The 24,619-nt window shown below is 59.2% G+C and carries 11 protein-coding genes; 5 read left to right on the top strand and 6 right to left on the bottom strand.

Annotation, left to right across the window (positions count from 1 at the left end):
• Positions 1-46 precede the first annotated feature (46 nt).
• Together phnD and phnC are read right to left on the bottom strand one after the other, a co-directional pair.
• Entirely contained in the window at positions 47-958 is a 912-nt protein-coding gene (gene phnD, locus ACR0NM_RS09375; protein ID WP_170611738.1) for a phosphonate ABC transporter substrate-binding protein, read from the bottom strand.
• A 59-nt stretch (positions 959-1,017) separates the two neighbouring features.
• Positions 1,018-1,833, bottom strand: coding sequence for a phosphonate ABC transporter ATP-binding protein (gene phnC / locus ACR0NM_RS09370; RefSeq protein WP_480614297.1), 816 nt, complete (start codon positions 1,831-1,833; stop codon positions 1,018-1,020).
• A gap of 284 nt (positions 1,834-2,117) precedes the next feature.
• On the opposite strand from phnC, the gene ACR0NM_RS09365 reads away from it, so the two are divergent.
• Positions 2,118-2,345, top strand: a complete 228-nt coding sequence (locus ACR0NM_RS09365) for a hypothetical protein (protein WP_170509507.1) — start codon at positions 2,118-2,120, stop codon at positions 2,343-2,345.
• Positions 2,346-2,431: 86 nt separating this feature from the next.
• Here ACR0NM_RS09365 and ACR0NM_RS09360 read toward each other — a convergent pair whose 3' ends face one another.
• Together ACR0NM_RS09360 and ACR0NM_RS09355 are read right to left on the bottom strand one after the other, a co-directional pair.
• A complete protein-coding gene (locus ACR0NM_RS09360) occupies positions 2,432-2,818 on the bottom strand; it encodes a carboxymuconolactone decarboxylase family protein (RefSeq protein WP_480436495.1) in 387 nt (128 codons plus the stop codon).
• 198 nt (positions 2,819-3,016) lie between these two features.
• Positions 3,017-4,108 carry an aromatic ring-hydroxylating oxygenase subunit alpha gene (locus ACR0NM_RS09355; protein ID WP_170394282.1) on the bottom strand — a complete coding sequence of 364 codons (1,092 nt, stop codon included), beginning with the start codon at positions 4,106-4,108 and terminating at the stop codon, positions 3,017-3,019.
• 214 nt (positions 4,109-4,322) lie between these two features.
• Between ACR0NM_RS09355 and ACR0NM_RS09350 the strand changes: the two genes are divergently transcribed.
• Genes ACR0NM_RS09350 through ACR0NM_RS09335 form a run of 4 tightly spaced genes read left to right on the top strand, consistent with a single transcriptional unit; the run spans position 4,323 to position 10,468 of the window.
• On the top strand, positions 4,323-6,797 hold the full coding sequence (locus tag ACR0NM_RS09350; RefSeq protein WP_480614294.1) for an FAD-dependent oxidoreductase: 2,475 nt from the start codon (positions 4,323-4,325) through the stop codon (positions 6,795-6,797).
• Positions 6,798-6,844: 47 nt separating this feature from the next.
• A complete protein-coding gene (locus ACR0NM_RS09345) occupies positions 6,845-7,960 on the top strand; it encodes a mandelate racemase/muconate lactonizing enzyme family protein (protein ID WP_480614291.1) in 1,116 nt (371 codons plus the stop codon).
• A 13-nt stretch (positions 7,961-7,973) separates the two neighbouring features.
• On the top strand, positions 7,974-9,077 hold the full coding sequence (locus ACR0NM_RS09340; RefSeq protein ID WP_480614288.1) for a mandelate racemase/muconate lactonizing enzyme family protein: 1,104 nt from the start codon (positions 7,974-7,976) through the stop codon (positions 9,075-9,077).
• A 29-nt stretch (positions 9,078-9,106) separates the two neighbouring features.
• On the top strand, positions 9,107-10,468 hold the full coding sequence (locus ACR0NM_RS09335; RefSeq protein ID WP_480614286.1) for an aminotransferase class III-fold pyridoxal phosphate-dependent enzyme: 1,362 nt from the start codon (positions 9,107-9,109) through the stop codon (positions 10,466-10,468).
• A gap of 173 nt (positions 10,469-10,641) precedes the next feature.
• Here ACR0NM_RS09335 and ACR0NM_RS09330 read toward each other — a convergent pair whose 3' ends face one another.
• The gene (locus tag ACR0NM_RS09330) at positions 10,642-11,121 is read right to left on the bottom strand and encodes an invasion associated locus B family protein (RefSeq protein ID WP_170509492.1); all 480 of its coding nucleotides are present in this window, start codon (positions 11,119-11,121) and stop codon (positions 10,642-10,644) included.
• Positions 11,122-11,139: 18 nt separating this feature from the next.
• On the bottom strand, positions 11,140-24,465 hold the full coding sequence (locus tag ACR0NM_RS09325) for a hypothetical protein (protein WP_480614284.1): 13,326 nt from the start codon (positions 24,463-24,465) through the stop codon (positions 11,140-11,142).
• Positions 24,466-24,619 lie beyond the last annotated feature (154 nt).

The raw sequence follows: 24,619 nt of genomic DNA, 5'->3' as shown, positions 1-24,619 counted from the left end.
AAGACCGGCAACCCCAATGGGTTGCCGGAAACGTCATGTGCGCGCGTTAGCCACCGATTTTGGCTTTGCGGGCCTCAACAATCGAGATGTAGGTGTCATGCGATACCGGCTGGAAACCCAGCGTCTCGCCTGCCGCCACACCATAAGCGCAATCGGGGTCACGCTCGTGCAGGCCATCGACAAGATCTGTCATGGTCGCACGGACATCGGCAGGCAACGCCTTGCGCAGAACCACAGGGCCTTCGGGGATAACGTTCGATTTCCAGATCTGGACCATGTCGTTCATGTCGACAAGACCTGCGTCAACCGCTTTGCGCAGGGCACCAGAATTGTATCCATCTTCCCAGTTGCCCTGACCATCGGCCCAGGTCACACCACCATCAATGTCGCCATTATTCACAGCGACGATCGTCTGCTCGTGGCCACCAGTGAATTTGACCTCACCGAAATACTCACCCGACTCCATGGTGATACCTTCTTTGTATTGCGGGATTTCGATCGACGGGATCAGATAACCTGAGGTCGAGTTCGGATCACCAAACCCAAACACTCTGCCTTTCATGTCGTCCAGTGAGGTGACGCCACTATCCTTGCGGGCGAACCCAATCGAGTGATACCCGATTGAACCATCCACATTGACCTTGATCAGAACGGGCTCAACTGCTTCGGGGTCTTGCAGATAGGTGGCCGCGTAAGAAGAGGCACCCAGCCATGCCATGTCGAGTGTACCGCCCAACAGGCCCTGTATCACACCGTTGTAGTCCGCCGGGGCGAATAGCTTGGTCTCAACGCCTAACGCCTCAGAGGTATAGTCTGCAAGACACTGGTACGAGTTCATGCGGTCCTGGGCATTTTCACCACCGAGGATGCCAATGCGAAACTCGGTGATTTCTTCGGCAAGAGCAGCAGTGCTCAATACAGTCGTGGCGGCAAACGACAGTGCGAGGGTCTTTTTCATCATTTTCTCCGTTCGGTTAGATGAAGGTGGCCCGCGACGGACGCGGGGGGGGAAATGGCTCAGACGTAGGCTTCCGCTTCGCGGACCTCGGGCCTGTCCAGTGTTTCGATCTCGGTCGAGGTTGCGGCCTCGGAAAAGTCCGCGCCTGCACCGTAGATGTCGCGCGCTACGCCCGTGGTCAGCTGCGCAGGGGTGCCGTCGAACACAATCCGACCATCACGCATTCCGATGACCCGGTCGCAGTAGCGACGCGCGGTATCCAACGTGTGCAGATTAGCAATGACCATTCGGCCGTCTTCTTCGTGAATGGCCCGCAGCGACTGCATCACAACCTGTGCATTCATTGGGTCCAGCGAGGCAATCGGCTCATCCGCCAGAATGATCTTCGGGTCCTGCATCAGCGCGCGGGCGATGGCGACGCGTTGCTGCTGGCCGCCTGATAAGGCTTCGGCTCGTTTGGGTGCTTGCTCGGCAATGCCTAGCCGATCCAGAATTTCAATCGCCTTATGAATATCCGACCGCGGGTACAGGTTGAACATCGTCGAAAAGGTCGATTGCCTGTTCAGCGTGCCATGCAAAACGTTCGAGACGACATCCATGCGCGGTACAAGATTGAACTGCTGGAAGATCATCGCACAGCGCGATTGCCATTCGCGTTTGGCAGCACCGCGAAGCGCAGAGATCTCTTCGCCTTCAAAAGTAATTGTGCCGGTCGTTGCATCGCTCAGACGGTTGACCGTGCGCAAAAGCGTGGATTTTCCAGCCCCGGAGCTGCCTATAATCCCGATCATGGTTGGCTTGTCGACAACGATATTCGCCGAATCCACGGCCCGTTTGTCACCAAACTTTTTGGTCAGCTTTTCAATTCTCAGCATATCGCCCCCATCGTTGCGAGGCGGATAGAACGTCAAAACAAAAGCTTCGTGACGCTTTTGAATCGTTTCGTTTACATCTACGCGAAAGATTTGTGACAGGCGCGATGATTGCCTGGTTCTGCAGTGTGTGGCGTTTCTCGCAGGACTCTGCGCGAGTTTTATCTACAGGGCGTCATAAAACTGTTACGCTTGAGCGCAGAAAGAACTAACCTTCACCTATGACCCGTCTTCATGCCAGCCTTCTTCTTCTATGCCTTGCGGTGCCTTCTACTGCGCAGTCTAAAATGGCGGATGTCAGCTGTGATGACAGCGCGCGGATGGCACAGACACTGAAACAGGTTCTGGGAGCCGAACGTCAGGGCATGGGTTTGCGCGATCCCGAAACAATGCTGGAGGTTTGGGTCAAACGCACAAGCGGAGACTGGATGATCGTTCAGAACTACGCCAACGGTACTTCATGCATCGTCGCGATGGGGGACCATTGGCAAGGTGAGGTGCCAGACCCGGCTTAGGCAGGTGTCAGCAGACCGCGCGAACTGCAGACGCGCAATCTCGCTGATTGTGGCGTTCCTTCTGAAGATCTCGCGAAGGGATCAGGTCAGTCCAGCAGCCCACGTTCGGTCAGGACTTTGCGAGCGACACGGAAGCATTCAAGAGACTGCGGGACGCCACAATAAATGCCGATCACATGAATGATTGATCGGATTTCCTCTTTGGTGACACCATTGTTCAACGCGCCGTTACAGTGGATTTCCCATTCATGCATCTTGCCGAGTGCCCCAATCATAGCGAGGTTCATCATCGAACGGGTCTTGTGATCGATCGTGTCATCCCCCCAGCCGAAGCCCCAGCACCAAGCAGTCATGTTCTCTTGGAATGAGCGGGTAAAATCATCCGCCGCTGCCAGGTTCTTCTCAACATACTCGGCGCCCAGCGTCGACTTGCGCTGCTTCAGGCCATGTTCAAACAGGTTGTCGTCCATCATTCTCTCCTCAGGTGAAACGACCGATCTGCAACTTAGTCGGTCCTGGCTCGATATTCCGCTAAAGCCGCCGCCCCTGTCTTACAACCAACCCCACCACCGAAGGCAAGGGGCTCGATCGCGTCGTTCTGGTCGGGTGTGCCCTTTGGCACAGCGTTGGCTTCGGTGATGTCTTATCTGGCCCATCCACAGCACGTAACGTTATTCAATCGCCTCGCGCATCCATTGTTGAAGCTTCGCAACGGAATGCTCGCTCATGACGCCACAGGCCGGATCAAGCACCAGCGGTCCCGGTTTGTACCCTTTGGATTTCAGGCCGCGGTGAACGGATTCCACCAACCGAATATCTTCGGCCACAGTCGTTTCGCGATCCTGAGTGGCAAGGCCACGGATCACGTCGCTTTCATGACCGCCTTCTGTGTACCACCCGCGCCAGACGGTACAGCTGTCCACTGTATTTGCCCGCCAATGATAGGTGTTCAGAACATTTCCCGGATAGCATTGGAACGAGAACATCGGCCACAAGAACCAGCTTTGATAGTCGCCCGCGTGCTTGTTGCTTTCCAGATCAATCGGATAGGTCATCTTTTCGAGGCTTTGGCACTCGGTCGTGTGACGCAGCACGTAACCTCCCGACACATCGGGTTGAATGTCATAGGTTTCCGGTTTGATCACGCCTTCGGCAAAGGTCGGGTGATTAGTTGGGCAGTGATAGCATTCCGAGTAATTCTCGATCGAAACCTTCCAATTGCAGTTCTCAGGAATTTCGACCCACTCTAAGGGGGCCAGAGCGTTAGTGTTCGGCACGAACTCAGACAACTCGTCCCGGACACCGGGATACCATTCGTCCATCGTTGCCGCGTTATCGTCCAAATTGACAAAGATGAACCCGAGGAAGTCTTCGGTCCGTACTTCGGTCAGACAGATTTTCGCGCGATCAAAACCGGGAACTTTCTTGATGTTCGGCCCAGACCGCAGGCCGCCGGTAAGCTCATAGGTCCACTGATGATAGGGACAGACCACTACACGGGTATTTCCGGTTCCGGTCACCATTTCATGCGCACGATGCTGGCACACGTTGTAGAAAGTCCTGACAAGATTGTCGCGTCCGCGAATGGCAAAAAGGTTCTGACCAGCGATTTCGAACGCAAAGTAATCGCCTACATTTGGGATATCTGCCGCATGACCTGCGTATTGCCAAGTTCTGCACAACAGGCCGTTCATCTCTTTGTCGAATATGTCAGGATCCGTATAGTACCGGGCCTCGAGCGAGTGGGTTGGCAGGACAGTCATATTTTTTCTCCTGATACAAGCCAAGCTGGTGTTTCAGTCAAAAAGATCGCGTAAGGATTCGTAACATCCGTACGCGTCAGAATACCACTTGAAACATCTGTACCGCACATTGCTTACCTCGGTATGTACATTTGTGCCATTTTTAATTGACAGTGGTACATATGTAGCAATAGGAAGTCCACAGAATTCCATGTCTCGGAAACAGGAAGTTGCGATGTCTAAAAAGGAACTGCCTGCACGCGCAAAGGTCGTCATTGTCGGCGGTGGCGTCATGGGTTGCGGACTGGCCTATCACCTGGGCCATGAAGGTTGGGGCGAAGACACGGTACTGTTGGAAAAGGCCGAGTTGACTTCGGGCTCCACCTGGCATGCCGCCGGTCAGATCACTCACTCCACCAGTTCCTACGGGCTGGGCAAGATGGTCGACTATAACATTGGCCTCTATTCCAAGACACTTGAGGAAGAAACCGGTCAGGCGGTCACGTGGCACGGCTGCGGTTCATTCCGTCTGGCCTATACCGAGGATGAGATGGACTGGCTGCGCCACACCTTATCGGTTGGCCGTGCGCTGGGGTTCAATATCGAGTTGGTAGGGCCTGACTTCATCGCTGAAAAGCACCCTTACTATAACCTCGACGGTGTCATTGGTGCGCTTTACACGCCAGACGACGGCCACGTTGATCCTTCGAACGTGACCATGGCCATGGCCGCTGGTGCCCGCCAGAAGGGTGTGAAGATTTTCCGCCACTGTCGCGCGACCAACATCACCCAGAACGACGCCGGTGAATGGGTGGTGGAAACCGAACAAGGCACCATTATCTGCGAACACGTGGTCAACGCGGGCGGAACCTATGCCCGTCAGATGGGCGAATGGTCGAACCTGCAGTTGCCCATGACCTCGATGACCCATCATTACTTCGTCACCGAAGATGTGCCAGAATTCAAAGACCTTAAGACCGAGCTGCCGGTGATCCGCGATGACAAGATGGTTTCGGGCTACATCCGTATGGAACAAAAGAAGGGCCTGATCGGGATCTACGAAAAAGAGAACTCGAACTCTGTCTGGCACGATGAATGCCCATGGGAATACGAAAACTGGCTGTTCGAGGCGGATTATGACCGTGTCATGCCATGGCTGGAAAACTCGTTGGAACGGATGCCGATCTTTGCGGAACTGGGCATCACCCGCGAGGTCCATGGCGCGATCAGCCATCCGCCAGATGGCAACCCGATGGTCGGCCCCGCGCCGGGCGTCAAGAACTACTGGTGCTGCTGCGGCACACAAATCGGCATCGGTTGGGGCCCCGGCCTGACCCGCGAACTGGCCAAATGGATGGTGCACGGTGCTGCCGACATTAACATGCGCGACTATGACCCGCGCCGCTTTGGCAGCTATGCCAAGAAAGACTGGCAGGTCATCAAGGCGCATGAGGATTACAAGCTGCGGCACGAGATCCCCTTTCCGCATTTCAACCGCCTTGCAGGGCGTCCGATCAAACCCTCGCCTCTTTATGAAATCCTCAAGGAAAAGGGCGCGGTCTATGAAGAGGTTTTCGGCCACGAACGCCCCCGCTGGTTCGCGCGCAATGGTGTTGAACAGCGTGATCACTATTCGTTCCGCCGTAACGAGGTTTTCGACATGGTGGCGCTGGAATGCCAGGCCGTACGTGAACGCGTCGGCATCATGGACGTGACCGCGTTCACCAAAGTCGAAGTTTCAGGCCCCGATGCCTATGCCTATCTTGACCGTCTGACGGCCAACAAGATGCCGCAGAAAGACGGCTCGATCACGCTGACCCACTTTTTGAATCGCCGAGGCCGGATCGAGCTTGAGACGACCATCGTTCGCATGGCTGAAGATCGGTTCTACCTTGTATGTGCCGCCTTCTTCGAACAACGCCTTGTCGATCACCTGAACCAGAACCTCACGGGAGAGACAGTCTTTGTCAAAACGCTCTCCGAAGATTGGTCGGCTTTGTCCCTGAACGGGCCAAATTCCCGCGAGGTGCTGGCCAGATGCACCGACGCGGACCTGTCCAACGCCGGGTTCCGCTGGCTGTCGGCTCAGGAAATCACCATCGCGGGGCACAAGGTCTGGGCCTTTCGCATGTCCTATGCGGGCGAGTTGGGTTGGGAATTCCACATGCCGGATGAAGCCTGCGTTGACGTCTACAACGCACTGTGGGCTGCCGGCGAGGAATTTGGCATCGAAAACTACGGCTCGTTTGCGATGAACAGCCTGCGCATGGAAAAAGCATTCCCCGGTGCTGGAGAACTGACCAACGAGGTCACGCTGCCAGAGGCCAATGTCAGCCGGTTCTTCAAGCTGGACAAAGAGTATCTAGGTGTCGAAGCAACGCGCGCCAGTGCCGCTCAGTCTGAGGCGGGCGAGATGCCTTGGATTTGCGCCTATTTGGAGATCGAACCGGATGGGGTCGAAGATGGTCATGGGGGCGAGGCTATTCGGATCAAAGGCGAGGTTGTCGGTGCAACAGCCTCGGTCGCCTATGGCCACAGCGTCGGCAAAATCCTCGCCTTTGCTTACGTCAAGCCACACGTGAATGTTCCGGGCACAAAGATCGAAGTAGTTATCGCTGGTGTACCCCGCAAAGGGCGTGTCCTCGGCGAAGCAGCCTATGATCCGAAATCCGAACGCCCACGCACGGACGCAGTTCGTGAACTGGCGTGATCTGAAAACCAGAGCATCGGCCATCGCGGAAGCCCTATGGTGACGCCATGAAGATAACCCGTATCCGTGTGTTCAAAACCCCCCTGCCCTATGTCGGCGGATCATACGGCTGGGGCGCGGGCAACGCGATCACAACGTCGATGTCTTCGGTAGTGGTGATCGACACGGATGCGGGTCTACAGGGCTGCGGCGAGTTTGCCCCATGCGGCGAGAACTACATGATCGCCCATTCCGAAGGCGTCGAGGCCTTTGCCCGCCTCGTCGCCCCGCGCTTGCTGGGGGAAGATCCCCGCCAGCTGTCCAAGATCGAACGGTTGATGGATGGCACGGTCCAAGGTCACGGCTACGCCAAAGCGCCCTTTGATGCAGCGTGTTGGGATATTCTGGGACGGTCCACCGGACAACCTGTTTGGATGCTGATGGGCGGCAAACTCACCGATGGTGCGCCGATGTACCGGGTTGTGCCGCAAAAGCCTGTCTTGGAAGAAACCATCGCCGAGATGGAGCAGCACCGCGCAGCGGGATACCGGCAGTTCCAGATCAAGGTAGGTGGCGACTGGGTGACCGATATCGACCGTATCCGCGAAGGCGTGCCCCTGCTGAAACCCGGTGAAAAGGCGATGGCAGACGCCAATCAGGGTTGGCGTGTCGACAATGCCATCCGTGTCGCTCGGGCAACCCGCGATCAGGACTATATCCTTGAGCAACCCTGCCACAGCTATGACGAGTGCCAGCAGGTGCGCCGCGTGGCCGAGCAGCCGATGAAACTGGATGAATGCGTGACCGGGATCGACATGGCCCGGCGTATCGTCAACGATCGGGGTGCCGAAATTTGCTGTCTGAAGATTTCAAACCTTGGCGGCCTGTCCAAGGCCCGACGGGTGCGCGATTTCCTGATTGACCACGGTATTCCCGTCGTTTCCGAGGACACTTGGGGCGGGCAGATCACCACCGCTGCCGTCGCCCATTTTGCAGCCTCGACCCCCCAAGAGATGCTGATCAATTCGACCGATCTGATGAACTACAACACCCGAAACACCGGGATTGGCGGCCCCACGGTAAGGGGCGGTAAACTCTATGCCTCTGATACACCTGGGCTGGGTGTGACGCCGGACTTTGACAGCCTTGGCCCACCTGTCGCAACCTACGAATCCTGCGCCTGATGGAAACCGCCTGATGAAGATTACCCGCATCACCGTCTGGGAAGTCCCGCTAACCTCGCATGACACCTACTACATGGCTGAGGGCAAGACCTGCGATACGACGGTTTCGGTGGTTGTCCGTCTGGATACCGATATCGGCGCATCGGGCTGGGGAGAGGTTTGTCCGATCCCGCATTATTTACCCGCCTATGCCAAGGGTGTGGTTCCAGCACTTGAAGAGATGGCACCCGTTCTCATCGGCGCTAACCCGGTTGGTCCCGAAGCGCTGATGGAGCGCCTTAATAAGCATCTGATCGGGCATGGCTACGCCAAGTCAGCGATCGATACAGCGCTTTGGGACCTGACCGCACAGGCAGCCGACCTACCGCTTTACGCTTTGCTCGGTGGGCGGGCGGTCGCGGATTTGCCGCTGTATCACTCGATCACCTGTATCACACCAGAGGAAATGGCGCGCATGGCGCGCGATGCCTTTGATCAGGGCATGCGACAGTTTCAGGTGAAGCTGGGCGCGGACGACAACTGGGAAGCCGACGTTGCTCGTTTGATTCAGGTGCGCGAGACTGTGGGTGATGGCCCGTTGGTTTATGGAGACTGGAACTGCGGGTCAGATACGCTGACCGCCACACGAGTTGGCCGCGCTGTCTCGCATCTGGACATAATGCTGGAACAACCTTGCGCCACGATCGAGGAATGCGCCCATGTACGAGCAGCCACGGGTCTGCCGATGAAGCTGGACGAAAGTGCCTGTGACATTCATTCGATACTGGCTGGACACCGCGCTGGCTGCATGGATGCTGCCGCGCTGAAACTGTCGAAGATGGGCGGCCTTTCGACGATGCGTCAAATCCGCGATCTCTGCCTGTCGCTTGGCACGCAGATGTGCATCGAGGACACTTGGGGCAGCGATGTTACGACGGCCGCCTCGCTGCATCTTGCAGCCTCAACCCCAGCGCGCGGCATCATGAATACCTGCGATTTGTCCCACTATGTCAAACCGCGTCTCGATCCGAATGCACCTAGCCGCCGGAACGGCCGCATCGCCCCACCCGAAGGCCCCGGCCTTGGCGTCACGCCTGATGCAGACGCTTTGGGCCAGCCAGTAACCATCATCGATTGATCCCAACCCCGCACGCCAAGAGGCCTGTTATGGAAGACTTCAGCAACGCCTACCCCTCCCATGATCCCGAATGGGTCAAAGACATGCACGCGGATCATTATCTGCAAAGCTGGTCTAAACAGGGCAGCCGCCCGCGTGTCATCACCGGCGCGCAGGGCAGCTGGTTCTGGGACAGCGAAGGTAAACGCTACCTCGATTTCCAAAGCCAACTTGTGAACGCCAATATGGGTCATCAGCACCCCAAGATCGTACAAGCGATTAAGGATCAGGCGGACAAGCTTTGTTATATCGGCCCGGCCATGGGCTCGGATGTTCGATCAGAACTCGCGGCAATCATGACCGAGATCACGCCTGCCAACATCTCATCAACCTTTTTTACAACAGGAGGGTCCGCCGCCAATGAAACCGCGATCCGTTTGGCGCGGCATTACACCGGTCGGACAAAGATCATTGCCCGCTACCGTTCCTATCACGGAGCAACCGGAGGCACGCTGTCGCTGACGGGCGATCCACGTCACCATCTGACCCGCGCCGATATGCCGGGCATCGTGCGGATGCTTGATCCTTACGTCTATCGGTTACCAACGGGCCACAAAGACCCGGCCCAGTGCCCGGTCGCCCAAGGCGGGCCGCATCTGGAAGAAATCCTGATGTATGAAAACCCCAACACCGTGGCCGCTGTCATTCTGGAACCTATTGTCGGCACAAACGGGATCATCGTGCCACCCGACGGATATCTGCAATCTATTAAGGCAACCTGCGAAAAATACGGCATCCTACTGATCGCGGATGAGGTCATGGCCGGGTTTGGCCGGACCGGAAAATGGTTCGCCGTCGATCACTGGGGTGTTCAGCCGGACATCATTTGTTCGGCCAAGGGCATCAACTCGGGTTACGTGCCGCTTGGCACCATGTCCGTCAGTACCGAGCTGCATGACTGGCTGCGCGATTACCCATTGCCCGGAGGCCTGACTTATGCCGGCCATCCGCTGGCCTGCGCATCTGGCATTGCCGCGATCCGAGCCATGCAGGAAGAAGGCACGCTGGCCCACGCCACCGCGATGGGGGAAAAGATGCGCGCAGAGCTGCACAAGCTGGCAAAGAAACACCCCTCGATCGGGGATATTCGCGGCAAGGGCATGTTCAACGGCATCGAACTGGTCAAGAACCGCGACACTCGCGAACCGCTGGTGCCATTTGCTGCCAAAGGCGAAGACGCCAGACCCATGAGCGAGATGATGAGCTTTGCGATGAACGAAGGCCTCTACCTGTCCTTCTTCTCGAACGTGATCCGCCTGACCCCACCGCTCAACATCAGTGAAGACGACCTGATGACAGGGCTGGCGATTCTGGACCGCACCCTCGACATCGCCGACCGGGAGTGTCTCTGAGAACTAGTCGGCGCGAACGATCGCATTTCGGAAATCCAAAGCCATCACATAGCCCTACGCCGCAGCCTCCGCTCGTTGCGAGCGTAATCACAAAATGAACGCTCTGGTCAGACCCTTCTACGCGTTGCTGACCAAGAAGGCCTGCGCGGCCTTCTGGAAGGAAGGCCAGGCAATCACGGCAGCATATCGGATATTCTGCTAAATCCCGCCAGATCGAAGCCAAAGGAAATCGGATCGCCGACCCGGTTAACGCTTTCAATGCTCAACTGATTGCCAGCGCGCATCTTTGACATCCAGTCCTGAGAAACAGGAGAACGGGCAAAACAACCCTGTGCTTCGCAGGTTAGAAAATCCAGCCGCGCGATCTCGGCATCATCCACTTTAGCAATCAGCCCTTCAGAGAACAGCAGGCCAAATGGCAGTGTCAGCACCGCTTCGATCTCGTCTCTGCCGGCAGGTTTGACGAATGCAATCGAGGCAAGCCTTTGATTGTTCTCGGTTAAAATAATGGTCTGGGTCATTTCACAAATCAATTCAGTTCCGTTGACCTGATTGCTGCAGTTGACCGACCACAATGGCGCTTCGTTTTCCTGTGCGCCAAGTTGAGTTGTCAAACCGAACGACGCCACCAAAGCGTAGATCCAAGTTTTCATACTGCTGTTCCTCATAAACTAGAATTGTATCCCAAGGCCAATGCCAACCTGCAGGGCTTCGGTTGAGTCTCCAAACATATGGTCCAGGCTCAGGTTGATAAAGCTGCTGTCATCCAAAGCAAACAATCCCAACCGCGCGGACACGACGCCGTGGGCGTCACCGATATAGCTGGTATTCACGAACCCTCCGTCGGAGGCGCTGGCCCCACTGAAGCCAGCGGTTACCGACACCGTGTCGTCAGACGAGAGGATGGCACCGGCGCGCAGGCTCGCACGCAGTTTCTGCGAGGCGCTCAGGATCTGCTCGGTCCCGATCTCAATCGACGGCGTCAGCGAATAGATCATCTCGTTGTCGTCCTGCAAGACGATACCTGACAAAGTGGCATCGCCATTGCTTTCCGTCGCCAACCGCGTCGCATCGACGGCCAGTTCGGGGCGCAGGTACGCTCCACCAGCGCCAAGTCTTTGATCATACGCCAGGCTGAGCCGCAGGTTCTGGTGGTTCATCTTGTGCTTGATCTCGCTGACACCAACGGTGTCCACAATAGTGCCATTGGGCAAAACGCCCCGGATCCCACCTGCACGGCTTGTATCGTAGTTTGACCAACCTGCCGACAGCATGGCCGCAAACTCCCACGCGCCTGTGTATTTGGTCAGCGATGCACCCAGATTAAACCGATCGCCGGATGCATTGTATTGCGATCCGTTCTGCAGGCTGATCTGATCGTAGCCCAAGGCAAACCCTGCATACAACTCATCCCCCACCGGTAGACGGACACCCGCCGACCAATTGGTGTTATTGACGTTCAGATCGTTGTAAATCCCGGTCTGCTCGCGGTCGAAGAAATAGCGGCCGCCGGTAAACCAGATACAGTTACGCGGATCATCCCCGGCTTGATAATTGGTGTAGCGTTCGCAGTTTTGCAGCGTATCCGCGAATACCCGCGTGCCAAAATACGCATCCACCGCATCTGCGGCGTAGTCCGCTGTCGACAAGCTCTCAATGGCCGCGATCACATCGGCCTCGGATTGCATGTTCCCGATCAGCGCCAAAAGCTCGCCCTGTTCGGACGTTCCCCGCCCGTTCAGGACATCATTGATATAGTCACCGATCGCGGTCTGGTTGGAGTTCATCCTAGGCGTCGAATAGTCTGGTGTGATCACCAGATCGATCGAACTGCCGTCCGACGTCGCCCCGTTCAAACCAATGGAGTAATCAAGAACCACAGTGTCCTGGATGGTCGTGCCAGCATCTGCGGCCGTTCCATCGGGATTGATGATGACAAGCGGCAATGCGCGTTCGAGCGTGTTCAACCGCGGCACCAATGTACCACCAATGGTGGCATCCCCGGTGACATTGATCAGATCGCTGTCTCCACCCGATATGCCAGTGGTTCGGAAATACACGTCGAACGTTGAAGTCGCAGTGCCGCCAAAGGCCAGACTTCCGGTCACGTTCGTGGTCTGGCTGACATTTTCGGTGAAGGAAAAATCATCCGCTTGAACAGCAGCCGTCAGGCCTCCGTCGACACCCCAATTTGCGCCCAGAACCAAGTTGCCATCCACCTGCATGAGCCCGGCGTCGCCCAGATTCACGGTATCCAATGCATAGAAGGTTGCACCATCTTCCACGGTCAGGCCATTCGTCCCGTCACCAAGGTTCAGGTTCCCAAGCGCGCGTCCGGACAGCGTGATTTGTTCATTGCCATCGCCGCCGTTCACCAGTTGGTTATTGCCCGCGATCAGCACCGTGTCTTCTGATAGGGTCAGCGTGTTGTCGGTACCTCCTTCGACAATGATCGAGGCAACCGAGTTCGCTTGCCCGGTGCCGCCCATGACAACACCATCGAACCCAAGCATAATGGCGTCTGCACCGTCACGGCCTTCGGATTGTGCAAAGACACCAATGCCACCGTCGCCGACCGACAAGACATTGCCGGTCAGGGTCATGTCGATAGCACCGCCCGACCCGGCGCCACCTGCGGCACCCCGGAATATGGAATCGACGATGCCGCCGCCGCCACCCAACGACTGCGCGGCGACACCGATCGCGTTCTCTCCACTGGTGACCGTGTTACCAGTTTGCAAGAACAGAATGTCCCCGCCGTCCCCGCCATTCGCTGCTGACAGATTTACGGTCACCTGGCTGGGGTCCAGGTCTGTCGTGACAAGACCACCGCCGCCGCCGATGCTCTGGATCACGAACGCATGCGATCCGGTACCACTTGTGTTTACGTCACCGGTATTGGTGAAATCGACGTTGCCGCCATCTCCAGTTGAATCGTCCTGAGCCCCGAGGGTCACATCGACGCCTCCAAGACCAGCAACGACAGCTTCACCACCACCCGCGCCGATGCTTTGAACGCTTTGGCCAAAGGACCGGTCACCGCTGGTGAAGACATCTCCATTCAGATCAAGATCGATATCACCGCCGCTGTTGCGGAAGCTTGGATCGGACCCCAGGATTACCGAAGCAAACCTGTTGGTATCAGCCGTGCCCGTGCTGTTGAGCACCAGCTTACCGCCGCCGCCGCCAATAGATTGCGCCGTACCTGCCGAGGAAAACGCACCATCAGTGCCGACATCGCCAGTCCGGCTGCCGAACACATCGCCACCTGCTGCATCATTCGTATCAATCGCGCCCAGGCGCGCATCAATCTCGATACCGTCGCCATCCTGAAGGCTGATGTTGTTGGCCGATGTGCCACCACCGCCGCCAACACTCTGCAGCATCAGACCTGTCGAGCGGTCACTGGTGGTCGCTATGTTACCGACGTGCGACTGGGCAACCTGGCTGCCCGCCGTGCCCGAAACATCATCACCGCCCAGCGAGATGTCACTGATATAAACAGTGCCGGTTCCACCCGCGCTTGCCGTCGCGGTCGTAAAGTCGACCGATGTTTCGGAGTTGCCGCCGCCGCCATTGACGGATTGTGCGAAGATGGCCTCGCTGCCTGCACCATTCACCAGAATGTCACCGGTTGAATTGACAGTCGCGGTTCCCACCGATCCGGTGGTCCCTTCTCGCGCGCCCAACACATGAGAGATCGTGTAGTCCAGCGCCGAGACCAAGGGCGACGATACCGAATATCCCGCATTACCGCCGCCGCCACCTACGGATTGGGCATAGATACCGAACCCGTTTTCAGCGTTCACGACAATCGTACCGGTATGGTTGACCGTGACATCTCCACCATCCGCACCGTCGCCACCAGAACCGCCAATGGCGATCTTCGAGTATGACTGGCCGGTCATGGTGTTTTTGAGGTCGTTCACATCCATCGCGACGGCCAAACCACCGTTACCGCCGCCCCCACCAACGGATTGCGCGAAGATACCGTAGGCCCCTTCGCCATCAACGCGGATGTCGCCGGTATTGGTGACAACCGAGTTTCCGGCAGCATTGCCACTGCCACCCGAACCACCGATGTTCAACTGCGCGGTCGGAGAGCTGTTGTCCCCAGTCTTTAGCCGCAGCGTCCCAGTAATCGAACTCCCACCATTGCCGCCGCCGCCACCAACGGATTGAGCAAAGATGCCATGCGCACCTGCACCAATGGTGATGATCGTGCCCGCATTTGTGACGGCCACGTTGCCTCCGGTTCCACCGGAACCACCCGAGCCACCCAGGCCAAACTGCAACGCCCGCCGAGTGCTCGCCTCGGCCCCGCCATAGCGACCATCAACCGAGATTGTCGATCCGCCATTGCCGCCGCCACCGCCGACAGACTGCGCGAAGATACCGTGGCTTTCCGCTCCGCTGGTCACGATCGTACCATCGGCTTCGTTCACAACAGTGGTTGTACTGCCAGAACCACCGGTGCCGCCGGTGCCACCAATAAGGATCGCGTTTGTCGTAGACCCCTCCGAGGACCGGCCCAGAATAATGTTTCGAACCTGCTGTGCATCACCACCGCCACCACCGACCGATTGCGCGTAGATACCCACCGACTTGTCGCCCGTGGTCAGGATCACGTCCCGGTTGGTCACAGATACCGCCGCCGACATCGCACCCGAGCCGCCGTTGCCGCCGATGGATAATGTCGCGGTGTTTCCAATCTCTTTACGCAGGCTGATGATGCGGTTTTCCACGACACCACCCATGCCGCCGCCGCCTCCGACGGACTGCGCAAAGATACCATGGGCCATGGTGCCTGCTGTGCTGATTATTCCGTCGCTCACAACGGTCACGATGTCCGAGGTCATACCGTCCCCACCTGTACCGCCTATGTTGATCGATGCTGTGGTGCCGACTGTGGACGGGTTGACCACAGCTTTGATGGTATCGAGGTTCGATTGTCCGGCCTGTACCATGCCGCCAGTTCCGCCTGCGCCACCGATGGATTGCGCCATCAGCCCAATCGAGCGATCTCCGAACGTTGCGATCTGGGCAGTGTTGGTCACGTCCACCGTGCCACCAACGCCTCCGGTGCCGCCGGTACCACCGATGGACAAGGCAATTGACGTGCCCTTGCCAGCCGAGTTGCTGGCCTTACCGCCATTGCCTCCGCCGCCGCCAACTGACTGCGCAAATACGCCATGTGCGTCATCGCCCTGCGTGACGACGGTGCCCGCCACCACAGAAGTCACATCGCCTGCCGCGCCACCCGTACCGCCTTCAAGCCCGACTGACAGGCTGGCTTTGTTGCCTTTGCTGTCGCCGGATTTCGGGGTGCCGATGCTGACCGAAGTTGATGACGAGTTACCCCCGCCATTGCCGATGGACTGTGCAAAGAAGCCATAAGACCGGTTGCCCGTCGTGCTGATCGCGCCGTTCGAGCTGGCATAGACGTCCCCGCCGCTGCCCCCGGTTCCACCCGTGCGGCCGATCTGGATGTTTACATTGCCGCCATCAACCGACGTCGATGCCGAATTGTAGCCAGCATTGCCGCCGCCGCCGCCAACGGACTGCGCAAACAGACCATGGGAATCTGCGCCCGAGGTCGCGATGTCGCCTGTATTGCGCACATCCACCGAACCACCGATGCCGCCCTCACCCGTGCCGCCGCCAATAGCCAAGCCAAAGCCTTTGTTGGTCGCGTCGGAGGCAAGCTCATAGGTCATGCCGAGGTTCAAGGCGGCGTTGCCGCCGCCACCGCCGATGGATTGCCCAAACACACCGTGGCTGCCATCTTGCAAGGTGACGATATCACCATAGTGGTCAACATCGACCTCGCCACCGTCCCCTGCCGTACCTGCATCGCCACCGATGGCAACCACCGCCGACACTCCGGTTTTGTTGCCCGAGGAATCTGCAGGGTTCACCTTGCCTTCAAGCTCATCCAAAACCGCGTTGTAGTTGGCGATGACCGAGTCATCGACGCCGGTATTGGTCGGTGTCTTGCGATCCGTGGAATCGCCGGTGCCGCCGTTACTTTGATTGCCGGTGGTCTTGCTGATACCCACAACTGCGTTGATCCCGGCATCGCCGCCGCCGCCGCCAATGCTCGACGCCTCGATACCGTGTGATCCAACGCCATCGGTCGTGATTGTCCCCGCAGCAAGGGCCGCTGTGCCACGCGCGACGGTCACGTCACCCGCATCGCCGCCACCGCCGCCAAAGCCGCCGATCCCCATCGCGATCGGTGAGCTGTCCTTAGTACCAACAAAGGTTGCATTGATGCCGCCAGTGCCACCGCCGCCGCCGATGCTCTGGGCAAAGATTCCGCGCGCGTGATAGCCATTTGTTGCGATGTTGCCGGTCTGAGTGACCGACACGTCACCCGCATCCGCACCAGTACCTCCGTGGCCGCCAAGGCCGCCCACAATGCTCAGATCCGTTTTGCCGTCCGAGTTGTTGGAGTCGCCATAGTTCAGCTGCCCGGTCACGTTCAAAGCACCGTTGCCACCGCCGCCTGCGATCGACTGGGCCAAAACTCCATGTTTCCAGTTGCCGGCGACTGACACAGTTCCCGCGTGATTGACGCCCACATTGCCCGAGACATTGCCGTCACCGCCAAAGCCTCCGACGCCAAACGTAACCGAAGGGATCTTGCCATCTTTGCTGAGCGCAATACCGCCCGAGACATTCAGACCGCCATTGCCGCCGCCTCCGCCGATGGACTGTGCCAGCAGACCCGCCGAGCCATCGGTATCGGGTTTTTCTTCGTTGAAGACACCCATGTCGATGAACAGGCGTTCCAACCCGAAGTTCGACGCCAATTCCTCGGTCTCATCTACGATCGAGTCGCCCAGGAAATCGCGCAGTTTGTCTTCGAAGGTCGTTGTGTTGGGGATCGATATATCGTCCGGGTTCGTTGTAACCGTAATATCCGCTTGCGAGGTGACCGTGACGTCTCCGGCCTGGCCGCCATCTCCTGCGAAACCACCGACGCCCACGATCAGAGAGCTGTCGGATACGATCCCGCCTGACACGTTCAGACCACCGTTGCCACCGCCGCCGCCGACGGATTGGGCCAGCAGGCCGGATTGGCCAGTGCCGTGAGCTGTGATGGTGCTGCCTGCGCCGATGTTCACATCAACATTCCCGGCGTCTCCACCGCCGCCACCAAAGCCCCCGACGCCCACGACAACCGCGTAGGATTTGCTGCTATCTGTCTGGCCTGCGCCGGGTTTGCCGCTTATCGCGAGGCCACCCGAGACGTTCGTGCCGCCGTCACCGCCACCGCCACCAAGCGACTGGGCAATGATGCCACTGGCCCCTTTGCTTTCATCAACGGCGAAAGTGCCATCCGATTGCTCGACCATCGGTACGGCCTGTACATTGCCGGTATAGTCCAGATCGACATCGCTTGCATCACCACCGGCCCCGCCAAAGCCGCCAACACCCGCTGAAACCGAAAAGATCGTGTCCGACCCCGATGGTTTGGTCAGCGCCAGAGTGCCCGAAATATTCACGCCCCCGGTGCCGCCACCGCCACCAAGGCTTTGCGCAAACAGACCATGCGATCCGTCACCCGCCGTCACTACATCGCTTTGAACATCCAACGTGACCGCATCGGCATTGCCACCACCGCCACCAAAGCCACCAAGTCCCAGGGCAACCGCTGCACCGGATTTGCCGGTGAGATTGACAGCGCCAGAAACGTTCAGACCGCCGTTACCGCCGCCGCCGCCGACCGACTGGGCTATGACACCAATACTGTCTACGCCAGTGGTTACCACCGAAGTTGTGCCACTGCTGTCCGTTCTTGAGCGCAATGTGCTGTTCACTTCACCAGCGTTACCCGCCCCGCCACCGAAGCCGCCAACGCCCAGACTGACCGAGCCGCCATTTTCCTGGCTGATACCCAACGAGGCCGAGATATTAGTGCCGCCGTTGCCACCACCGCCGCCAAGGCTCTGTGTCAGGATCCCGGTGCTGCGATCGCCGGTCGTGGTCACTCCGCCGTTGATTGTCGATTGCACCAACGCTCCGGCATCAGCGCCGCCGCCGCCAAAGCCGCCCACACCGATGCCGACCGCCGCATTGGCTGATCGGGACAGAGACAACGCTGCCGAGATGTTGGTGCCGCCGTTGCCACCACCGCCGCCGAGGCTTTGCGTCAGAATGCCGACCGAGTCATCACCGGTTGTCATGACATCTCCGGTGACCCGCTGCGTGACGTTATCTGCCGCACCACCGTCCCCGCCAAAGCCGCCGACGCCGATCCCCAAACCGCCGGAATAGTTGCTGGCTACAGAAATGGCCCCGGAAATGTTTGTGGCGCCATTGCCGCCACCTCCGCCAAGGCTTTGTGCGATAATACCTGCCGACCGCGGACCCGAGGTGCTCACATTGCCCGAGAACGTGTTGTCGACTACCCCGCTGGTCCCGCCACTGCCGCCGAAGCCGCCCACGCCGATACCTGCCGCACCCGATCCAGTGCGTGCGATGCTCAGAGCGCCCGAGATGTTGACGCCGCCACTACCGCCGCCGCCGCCAACGGATTGGACCAGAACGCCCGTCGCGTTCTCACCACTTGTAGTGACATCGCCGGTGACCGACCCCGTCGCCGAGCTCGCAGCACCGCCATCTCCACCCGAGCCACCGATGCCAACCCCAACGGCGCCGCCTCCGGTGCCCGAGATGTTCACGGCGGCTGATACATTCAGCCCACCATTGCCACCGCCACCCGCAGCAGATTGCACCAAGACGCCGCCAGAATTGTCACCGGTAGTGGTAACATTGCCAACGATCGTGCCTTCGGCAGTATCCGCGTCGCCCCCGTCGCCACCGCTGCCACCAAGACCAACAGACGCACCACCGCTGCCGGTTCCTGCGACAGTGACTGTGGCGGAAACATTCATGCCTCCATTGCCACCACCGCCGCCAAGGCTTTGCACGATCACCCCGCCGGATTCATCGCCTTGTGTCGAGACGTTGCCGTTCAATGTGGCTTCAACTGTGCCTCCGTTGCCGCCGGTGCCGGACGCGCCACCAAGACCCACGGATGCCCCACCCGAGCCAGTGCCCGCCGCGGCCACTGCAACCGAGACGTTCATGCCACCATTACCGCCGCCACCGCCGACAGATTGTGCCAAGAGACCGCTGGAGGTTTCACCTTGCGTGATCAGATTCCCGGTTACATTCGCCGTGACCGCCGAGGCGTCACCGCCGCCAGTTCCACGACCGCCCAAGCCAACTGCCGCAGCACCAGAACCCGTACCTGCGCCACCGACGGAAGCGGAAACGTTGAACCCGCCATTGCCGCCGCCGCCGCCGATGGATTGCGCCACAACTGCGCTGGACTGCGCACCTTCGGTTTGAACACTATTGGCAACCGTCAGGCCAACAACACCCCCCGTGCCGCCGCTGCCACCGGACCCACCCAGGCCAACGCTGATCGCGCCCGATCCGGTGCCGGCCCCAGCCAAAGCCGGTGAGACATTGAAGCCACCATTACCACCGCCGCCACCGACGGACTGCGCGAGGACACCCACCGAAGCATCCCCTCGGGTCACCACGTTTGCTGTTGTGCTGGCCGTTACCAGACTGCCATCACCCCCGGCAGATCCTGAGCCGCCCAACCCGACCGAAACCGATGCCGCACCCGTTCCAGCCCCCGAAACGGTTGGCGAAACGTTGAACCCTCCGTTACCACCGCCGCCGCCAAGAGACTGCGAAACAAACCCGCTTGAAGCAAAGCCATCCGTCAGGATGGTACCGTTCGAAGTCAGCGTGACGGTGCCGCCATTGCCGCCAGTATCGCCCGAACCGCCGAGGCCGACACTCACCGCGCCACTGGCTGTTCCTGCACCCGACAAGACCGGGGCTACGTTGAACCCACCATTGCCGCCACCGCCGCCGATGGACTGCGCAACCACGCCCGAGGATTGATCCCCCCGGGTTTCGACCGCGTTGTTCGACGTAGCAATTACCGTGCTCCCATCACCACCTCCGCCGCCGTCGCCGCCCAAGCCGACCGAAACGCCCGCCCCAGCGGTGCCCGAACCCTGAACCGATGCGCTGACGTTGAAACCTCCGTTACCGCCGCCACCGCCGATGGACTGTGCGAGGAATGCAGCGGCCGAGTCGCCTTGCGTCAGAATTGTCCCACTGGATCTTAGCGTAACCGACCCGCCATTACCGCCACCTGCGCCCGTTCCACCAAGCCCGACGCTGACCGCACCGCTTGCAGTACCTGCACCGGCCCCAGTCCCCGAGATATTAAACCCACCATTGCCGCCACCACCGCCGATGGATTGGGCGACGACGCCTGAAGAACGGTCCCCGACAGTTACAATCGTATTTGTAATCGTCAGATTGACTGTGCCACCCGTCGAGCCCGTACCTGCGTCGCCGCCAAGGCCAACTGAAACTGCACCGCTCGCAACCCCAGCCCCTGCAAGTGACGCGCTAACATTAAAAGCACCATTGCCACCGCCGCCGCCAACGGACTGTGCCAGAACGGCAGTTGAGTCCGCGCCACCGGTGCTTACGGTGCCTGTGACTCGACCGGTCACCGATTGACCGATTCCACCTCCTGAGCCGTCGCCACCAAGGCCTACGGTGACGGCACCGCCACCTGCCCCCGCACCAGCAACACCGGCCGTCACGTTGAAGCCACCATTGCCACCACCGCCGCCGATGGATTGGAAAACTACGCCGCCTGAACCTTCGGACACTGTTGTGACGTTTCCTGCAACCTGGCCTTCAACCACGCCGCCATTGCCGCCTGTATCGCCGTTGCCGCCGAGCCCGACGCCAATTGACCCAGCACCGGCTCCTGCCGCTGCCACTCCGGCAGTGACATTGAAACCACCATTACCACCGCCACCGCCGATGGATTGAATAACGACAGCCGTCGAGCGTGCACCTTCGGTCCGAACGTCGCCGTTGACGCGCACGCCGGTTACCGTACCGCCTATGCCGCCGCTGCCTCCGTCGCCGCCAAGACCGACTCCAATCGTTCCGGCACCGCCACCGCCGGCCGCCAAGCCAGCAGCGACGCTGAAGCCGCCATTGCCACCGCCACCGCCGATGGATTGAACCACGACCGCACCGGCATCATCCCCACGGGTGGTGACATCCGCATCAACTTCGGCCGTCACTGTGCCGCCCGCACCTCCACCGCCAGCTTTGCCGCCGAGGCCTACACTGATGGACCCGGCAGCGCCGCCCGCAATATCGGCGCTGGCACCGATGGCATATCCACCATTACCACCGCCGCCGCCAACGGATTGCGCAACGACACCGCTGGAGAATGCGCCACTGGTTTCGATTGAGGTCCCACCGGCGCGCAAAGTGACGTTGCCACCGATACCGGCACCACCACCATCTCCGCCGACACCGACGTTGATCCCGACCGCAGCGCCTCCGCTTGCGCTGATACCGGCCGCGATGCTTCCACCACCATTACCGCCACCGCCACCCACGGATTGCGCGATGATCGCGCTGGAGCTTGTGCCAGTCGTGGTCACGTCAGCATTGGTATAGACCTGAACAAGTCCACCATTGCCCGCACTGCCGGCCTTGCCACCAATTCCGACTGATACGTTGCCCGAAAACAGAGCCGAAGCGCCTCCGGTCGCGGCGACCGCCAATCCACCATTGCCACCACCACCGCCGACGGACTGAAACAGCATACCTGTCGACCGGTTTCCGGTCGTGACGACAGTGCCTTCAAACCCAGCTGCTATTGCGACGCCACTACCATCGAACTGGCCAACCGTGACCGGACCACCCGTGCCGCCCGTACCACCGTCACCGCCAACCCCAACAGCCAGCGAACCCGATACCGGACCTCCAGAGGCTGCGACAGATACCGCATAGCCACCATTGCCGCCGCCACCGCCAACAGATTGCAGCATCACCCCAACCGAGTCGTCGCCTCCGGTCTGCACCGAAGCTGAACCGCTGCCGCTAAGTGTGACCGTCCCACCGTTGCCACCATTGCCAGCGGACCCACCAACCGAGACCGATGCCGCGCCAAATGCGCCAACCGCAACCGAGACCGCTCCGCCACCGTTGCCACCACCGCCGCCGACAGATTGTGCAAATACACCTGCCGAGCGCGCGCCCGAAGTCCGGATAGCCGATGGCTGGCTGCCATCGGTGTTGGATAAGGTTACGTTGACATTGCCACCGGTCCCTCCGGCCCCGCCATCACCACCGATGGCTACCCCGACAAACGCGCCTACCGAACCAGACGAACCACCATTGCCGCCACCGCCACCAATCGACTGGGCCAGAATACCCATCGCATCATCACCCGAGGTGGTGATGATCCCGTCATTCACGATTGTCACTGTGGACCCGCTGCCACCGCCGCTGCCATTGCCACCGACCGAGACCATTCCACCGGACGAGCCGCCGTCACCGCCACCGCCGCCGATGGATTGCGCGATAATCCCGCGGGCGTTGTCGTCTTCGGTTACAATACGCCCGTAGTTGCTGACGCTCACCGCAGCGCCCGTTCCGCCCCGAGATCCTGTGCCACCAATCGCAACAAGCCCATATGAATTTGCACCGGTTCCGCCGCTGCCGCCGATGGATTGCGCCATGACACCGTCAGCCCCAATGCCCGAAGTCAGGATGCTTCCCGAACCTTGCACAGTGACATTCACCGCGTCCCCGCTACCGCCGTTCGAGCCCACGCCACCAAGAGAAAGGGATACCAGGCCGCCTGCAGTTCCGCCCGAACCGCCGCCGCCGCCGATGGACTGGGCTACAATACCGCGCGCGAAATCACCTTGTGTTTCAATCGCGCCACCATGCGAGACGTTAACCCTGCCTCCATTTCCGCCATTATCGGCCCCGCCAATGAGCGAAACCAACAAATTGCCACTTGTCCCCGCTGACCCCCCCGAACCGCCGATGGATTGGGCGTAAATCCCGTTCGCATAGTCGCCGGTCGTCAAGATGCTACCGCTTGAGGCCGTGTTTACCGTTACGGTGCCACCGCTACCGCCATAGCCTCCGTTACCGGACGAGCCAACCAGCCCCCATTGTGACCCACCATTACCGCCATTGTTCGAAACGCTCAGCGCATAGATGCCATCAGCCGAGTCGCCGGACGTAGAAATGTCACCCCGCTGCGTAACGGTTACATCGCCACCATCTGCCGAGTGGCCACCGGTGCCCCCACCCGGAGCCGCGAAGCCGCTGCCACCATCACCAGCCTCGCCGCTGCGGCTGAACGCAAATATACCGTCATAGCCGTCGCCCGATGTCTGGATCGTGCTGCTGGAGGATTGTGTTGCGTTTACCGTGCCGCCTTCCCCGCCGTCGCCGCCATCGCGCCCGTCCCAAAAGCTCAGATACGAGTCGCCGCCCTGACCACCGTCACCGCCAACGCTACCCACTTGCCAACCAACATTGCTGGTTGCGTTGACATTCCCGCTCAGGGTTTGTGTCTGGGTTGGGCCATCGGCACCGTTTCCACCTGAACTTGGTGGCACAACAAGCGCACCATCGCGCCCATTGCTGCCATCTCGCCCGTAAACGACCTGGCTCACACCGTTAGGTCCGGAGACGTTCACCGGCGGGGTGACAGAGCCAGGAGTACCCGAACTGTTGAAGTTGCTGTTGTACTGAGACAGGGTCAGCTGAGTGGACAAGCTGGCCGTTCCGGTCGCACCAGAATTACTGATCTGAGCCGTTGTTCCCGTTATGGATACAATCTCAAATGCCAGTGGGGGATTGTCGGAGTTGTAAATTGTATCGCCGGCATCTTTGACGAGAAACACATAGCCATCCGCCGTCTCAACAAAAGCCGTCGTCCCGGCTGTAGGTGTTGAAGCGGGATCCACGATCAGTGCGGTGACTGTCGTATCCAGACCAGTCACAGGGTTGTTAACAGTGTCTCCAACAATTGAATCTGCGGTCGGCGCGGCAAGCAAAGGTGTTGAATTAAATAGAAAAATAGAAAGCGCAAACAGCAGGTTTGAAAACTTTGACACCTTGAGACCCTACAACCCAATTCACCAGCACAGAAGGCAAAGAAGAGCTGCACCCAAAAGCAACACATTGCTTTTGGGAATTTCCCCATCACCACCTAAAGAAAGATATGCGCAAGTTTAAGGAGAGTGGATTTCTTAAATTTGTCTAAAACTG

The sequence above is a fragment of the Ruegeria sp. AF2 genome, assembly GCF_056542025.1.
The sequence above is the reverse complement of the archived record's forward strand: the minus strand, read 5'-3'. Positions and strand labels throughout refer to the sequence as shown.

Bases quoted from the DNA above. Each gene is read 5' to 3' on its own strand.
- phnD (WP_170611738.1), bottom strand. From the start codon at position 958: ATGAAAAAGACCCTCGCACTGTCGTTTGCCGCCACGACTGTATTGAGC.
- ACR0NM_RS09360 (WP_480436495.1), bottom strand. From the start codon at position 2,818: ATGATGGACGACAACCTGTTTGAACATGGCCTGAAGCAGCGCAAGTCG.
- ACR0NM_RS09345 (WP_480614291.1), top strand. From the start codon at position 6,845: ATGAAGATAACCCGTATCCGTGTGTTCAAAACCCCCCTGCCCTATGTC.
- phnC (WP_480614297.1), bottom strand. From the start codon at position 1,833: ATGCTGAGAATTGAAAAGCTGACCAAAAAGTTTGGTGACAAACGGGCC.
- ACR0NM_RS09330 (WP_170509492.1), bottom strand. From the start codon at position 11,121: ATGAAAACTTGGATCTACGCTTTGGTGGCGTCGTTCGGTTTGACAACT.
- ACR0NM_RS09340 (WP_480614288.1), top strand. From the start codon at position 7,974: ATGAAGATTACCCGCATCACCGTCTGGGAAGTCCCGCTAACCTCGCAT.
- ACR0NM_RS09355 (WP_170394282.1), bottom strand. From the start codon at position 4,108: ATGACTGTCCTGCCAACCCACTCGCTCGAGGCCCGGTACTATACGGAT.
- ACR0NM_RS09350 (WP_480614294.1), top strand. From the start codon at position 4,323: ATGTCTAAAAAGGAACTGCCTGCACGCGCAAAGGTCGTCATTGTCGGC.
- ACR0NM_RS09335 (WP_480614286.1), top strand. From the start codon at position 9,107: ATGGAAGACTTCAGCAACGCCTACCCCTCCCATGATCCCGAATGGGTC.
- ACR0NM_RS09365 (WP_170509507.1), top strand. From the start codon at position 2,118: ATGGCGGATGTCAGCTGTGATGACAGCGCGCGGATGGCACAGACACTG.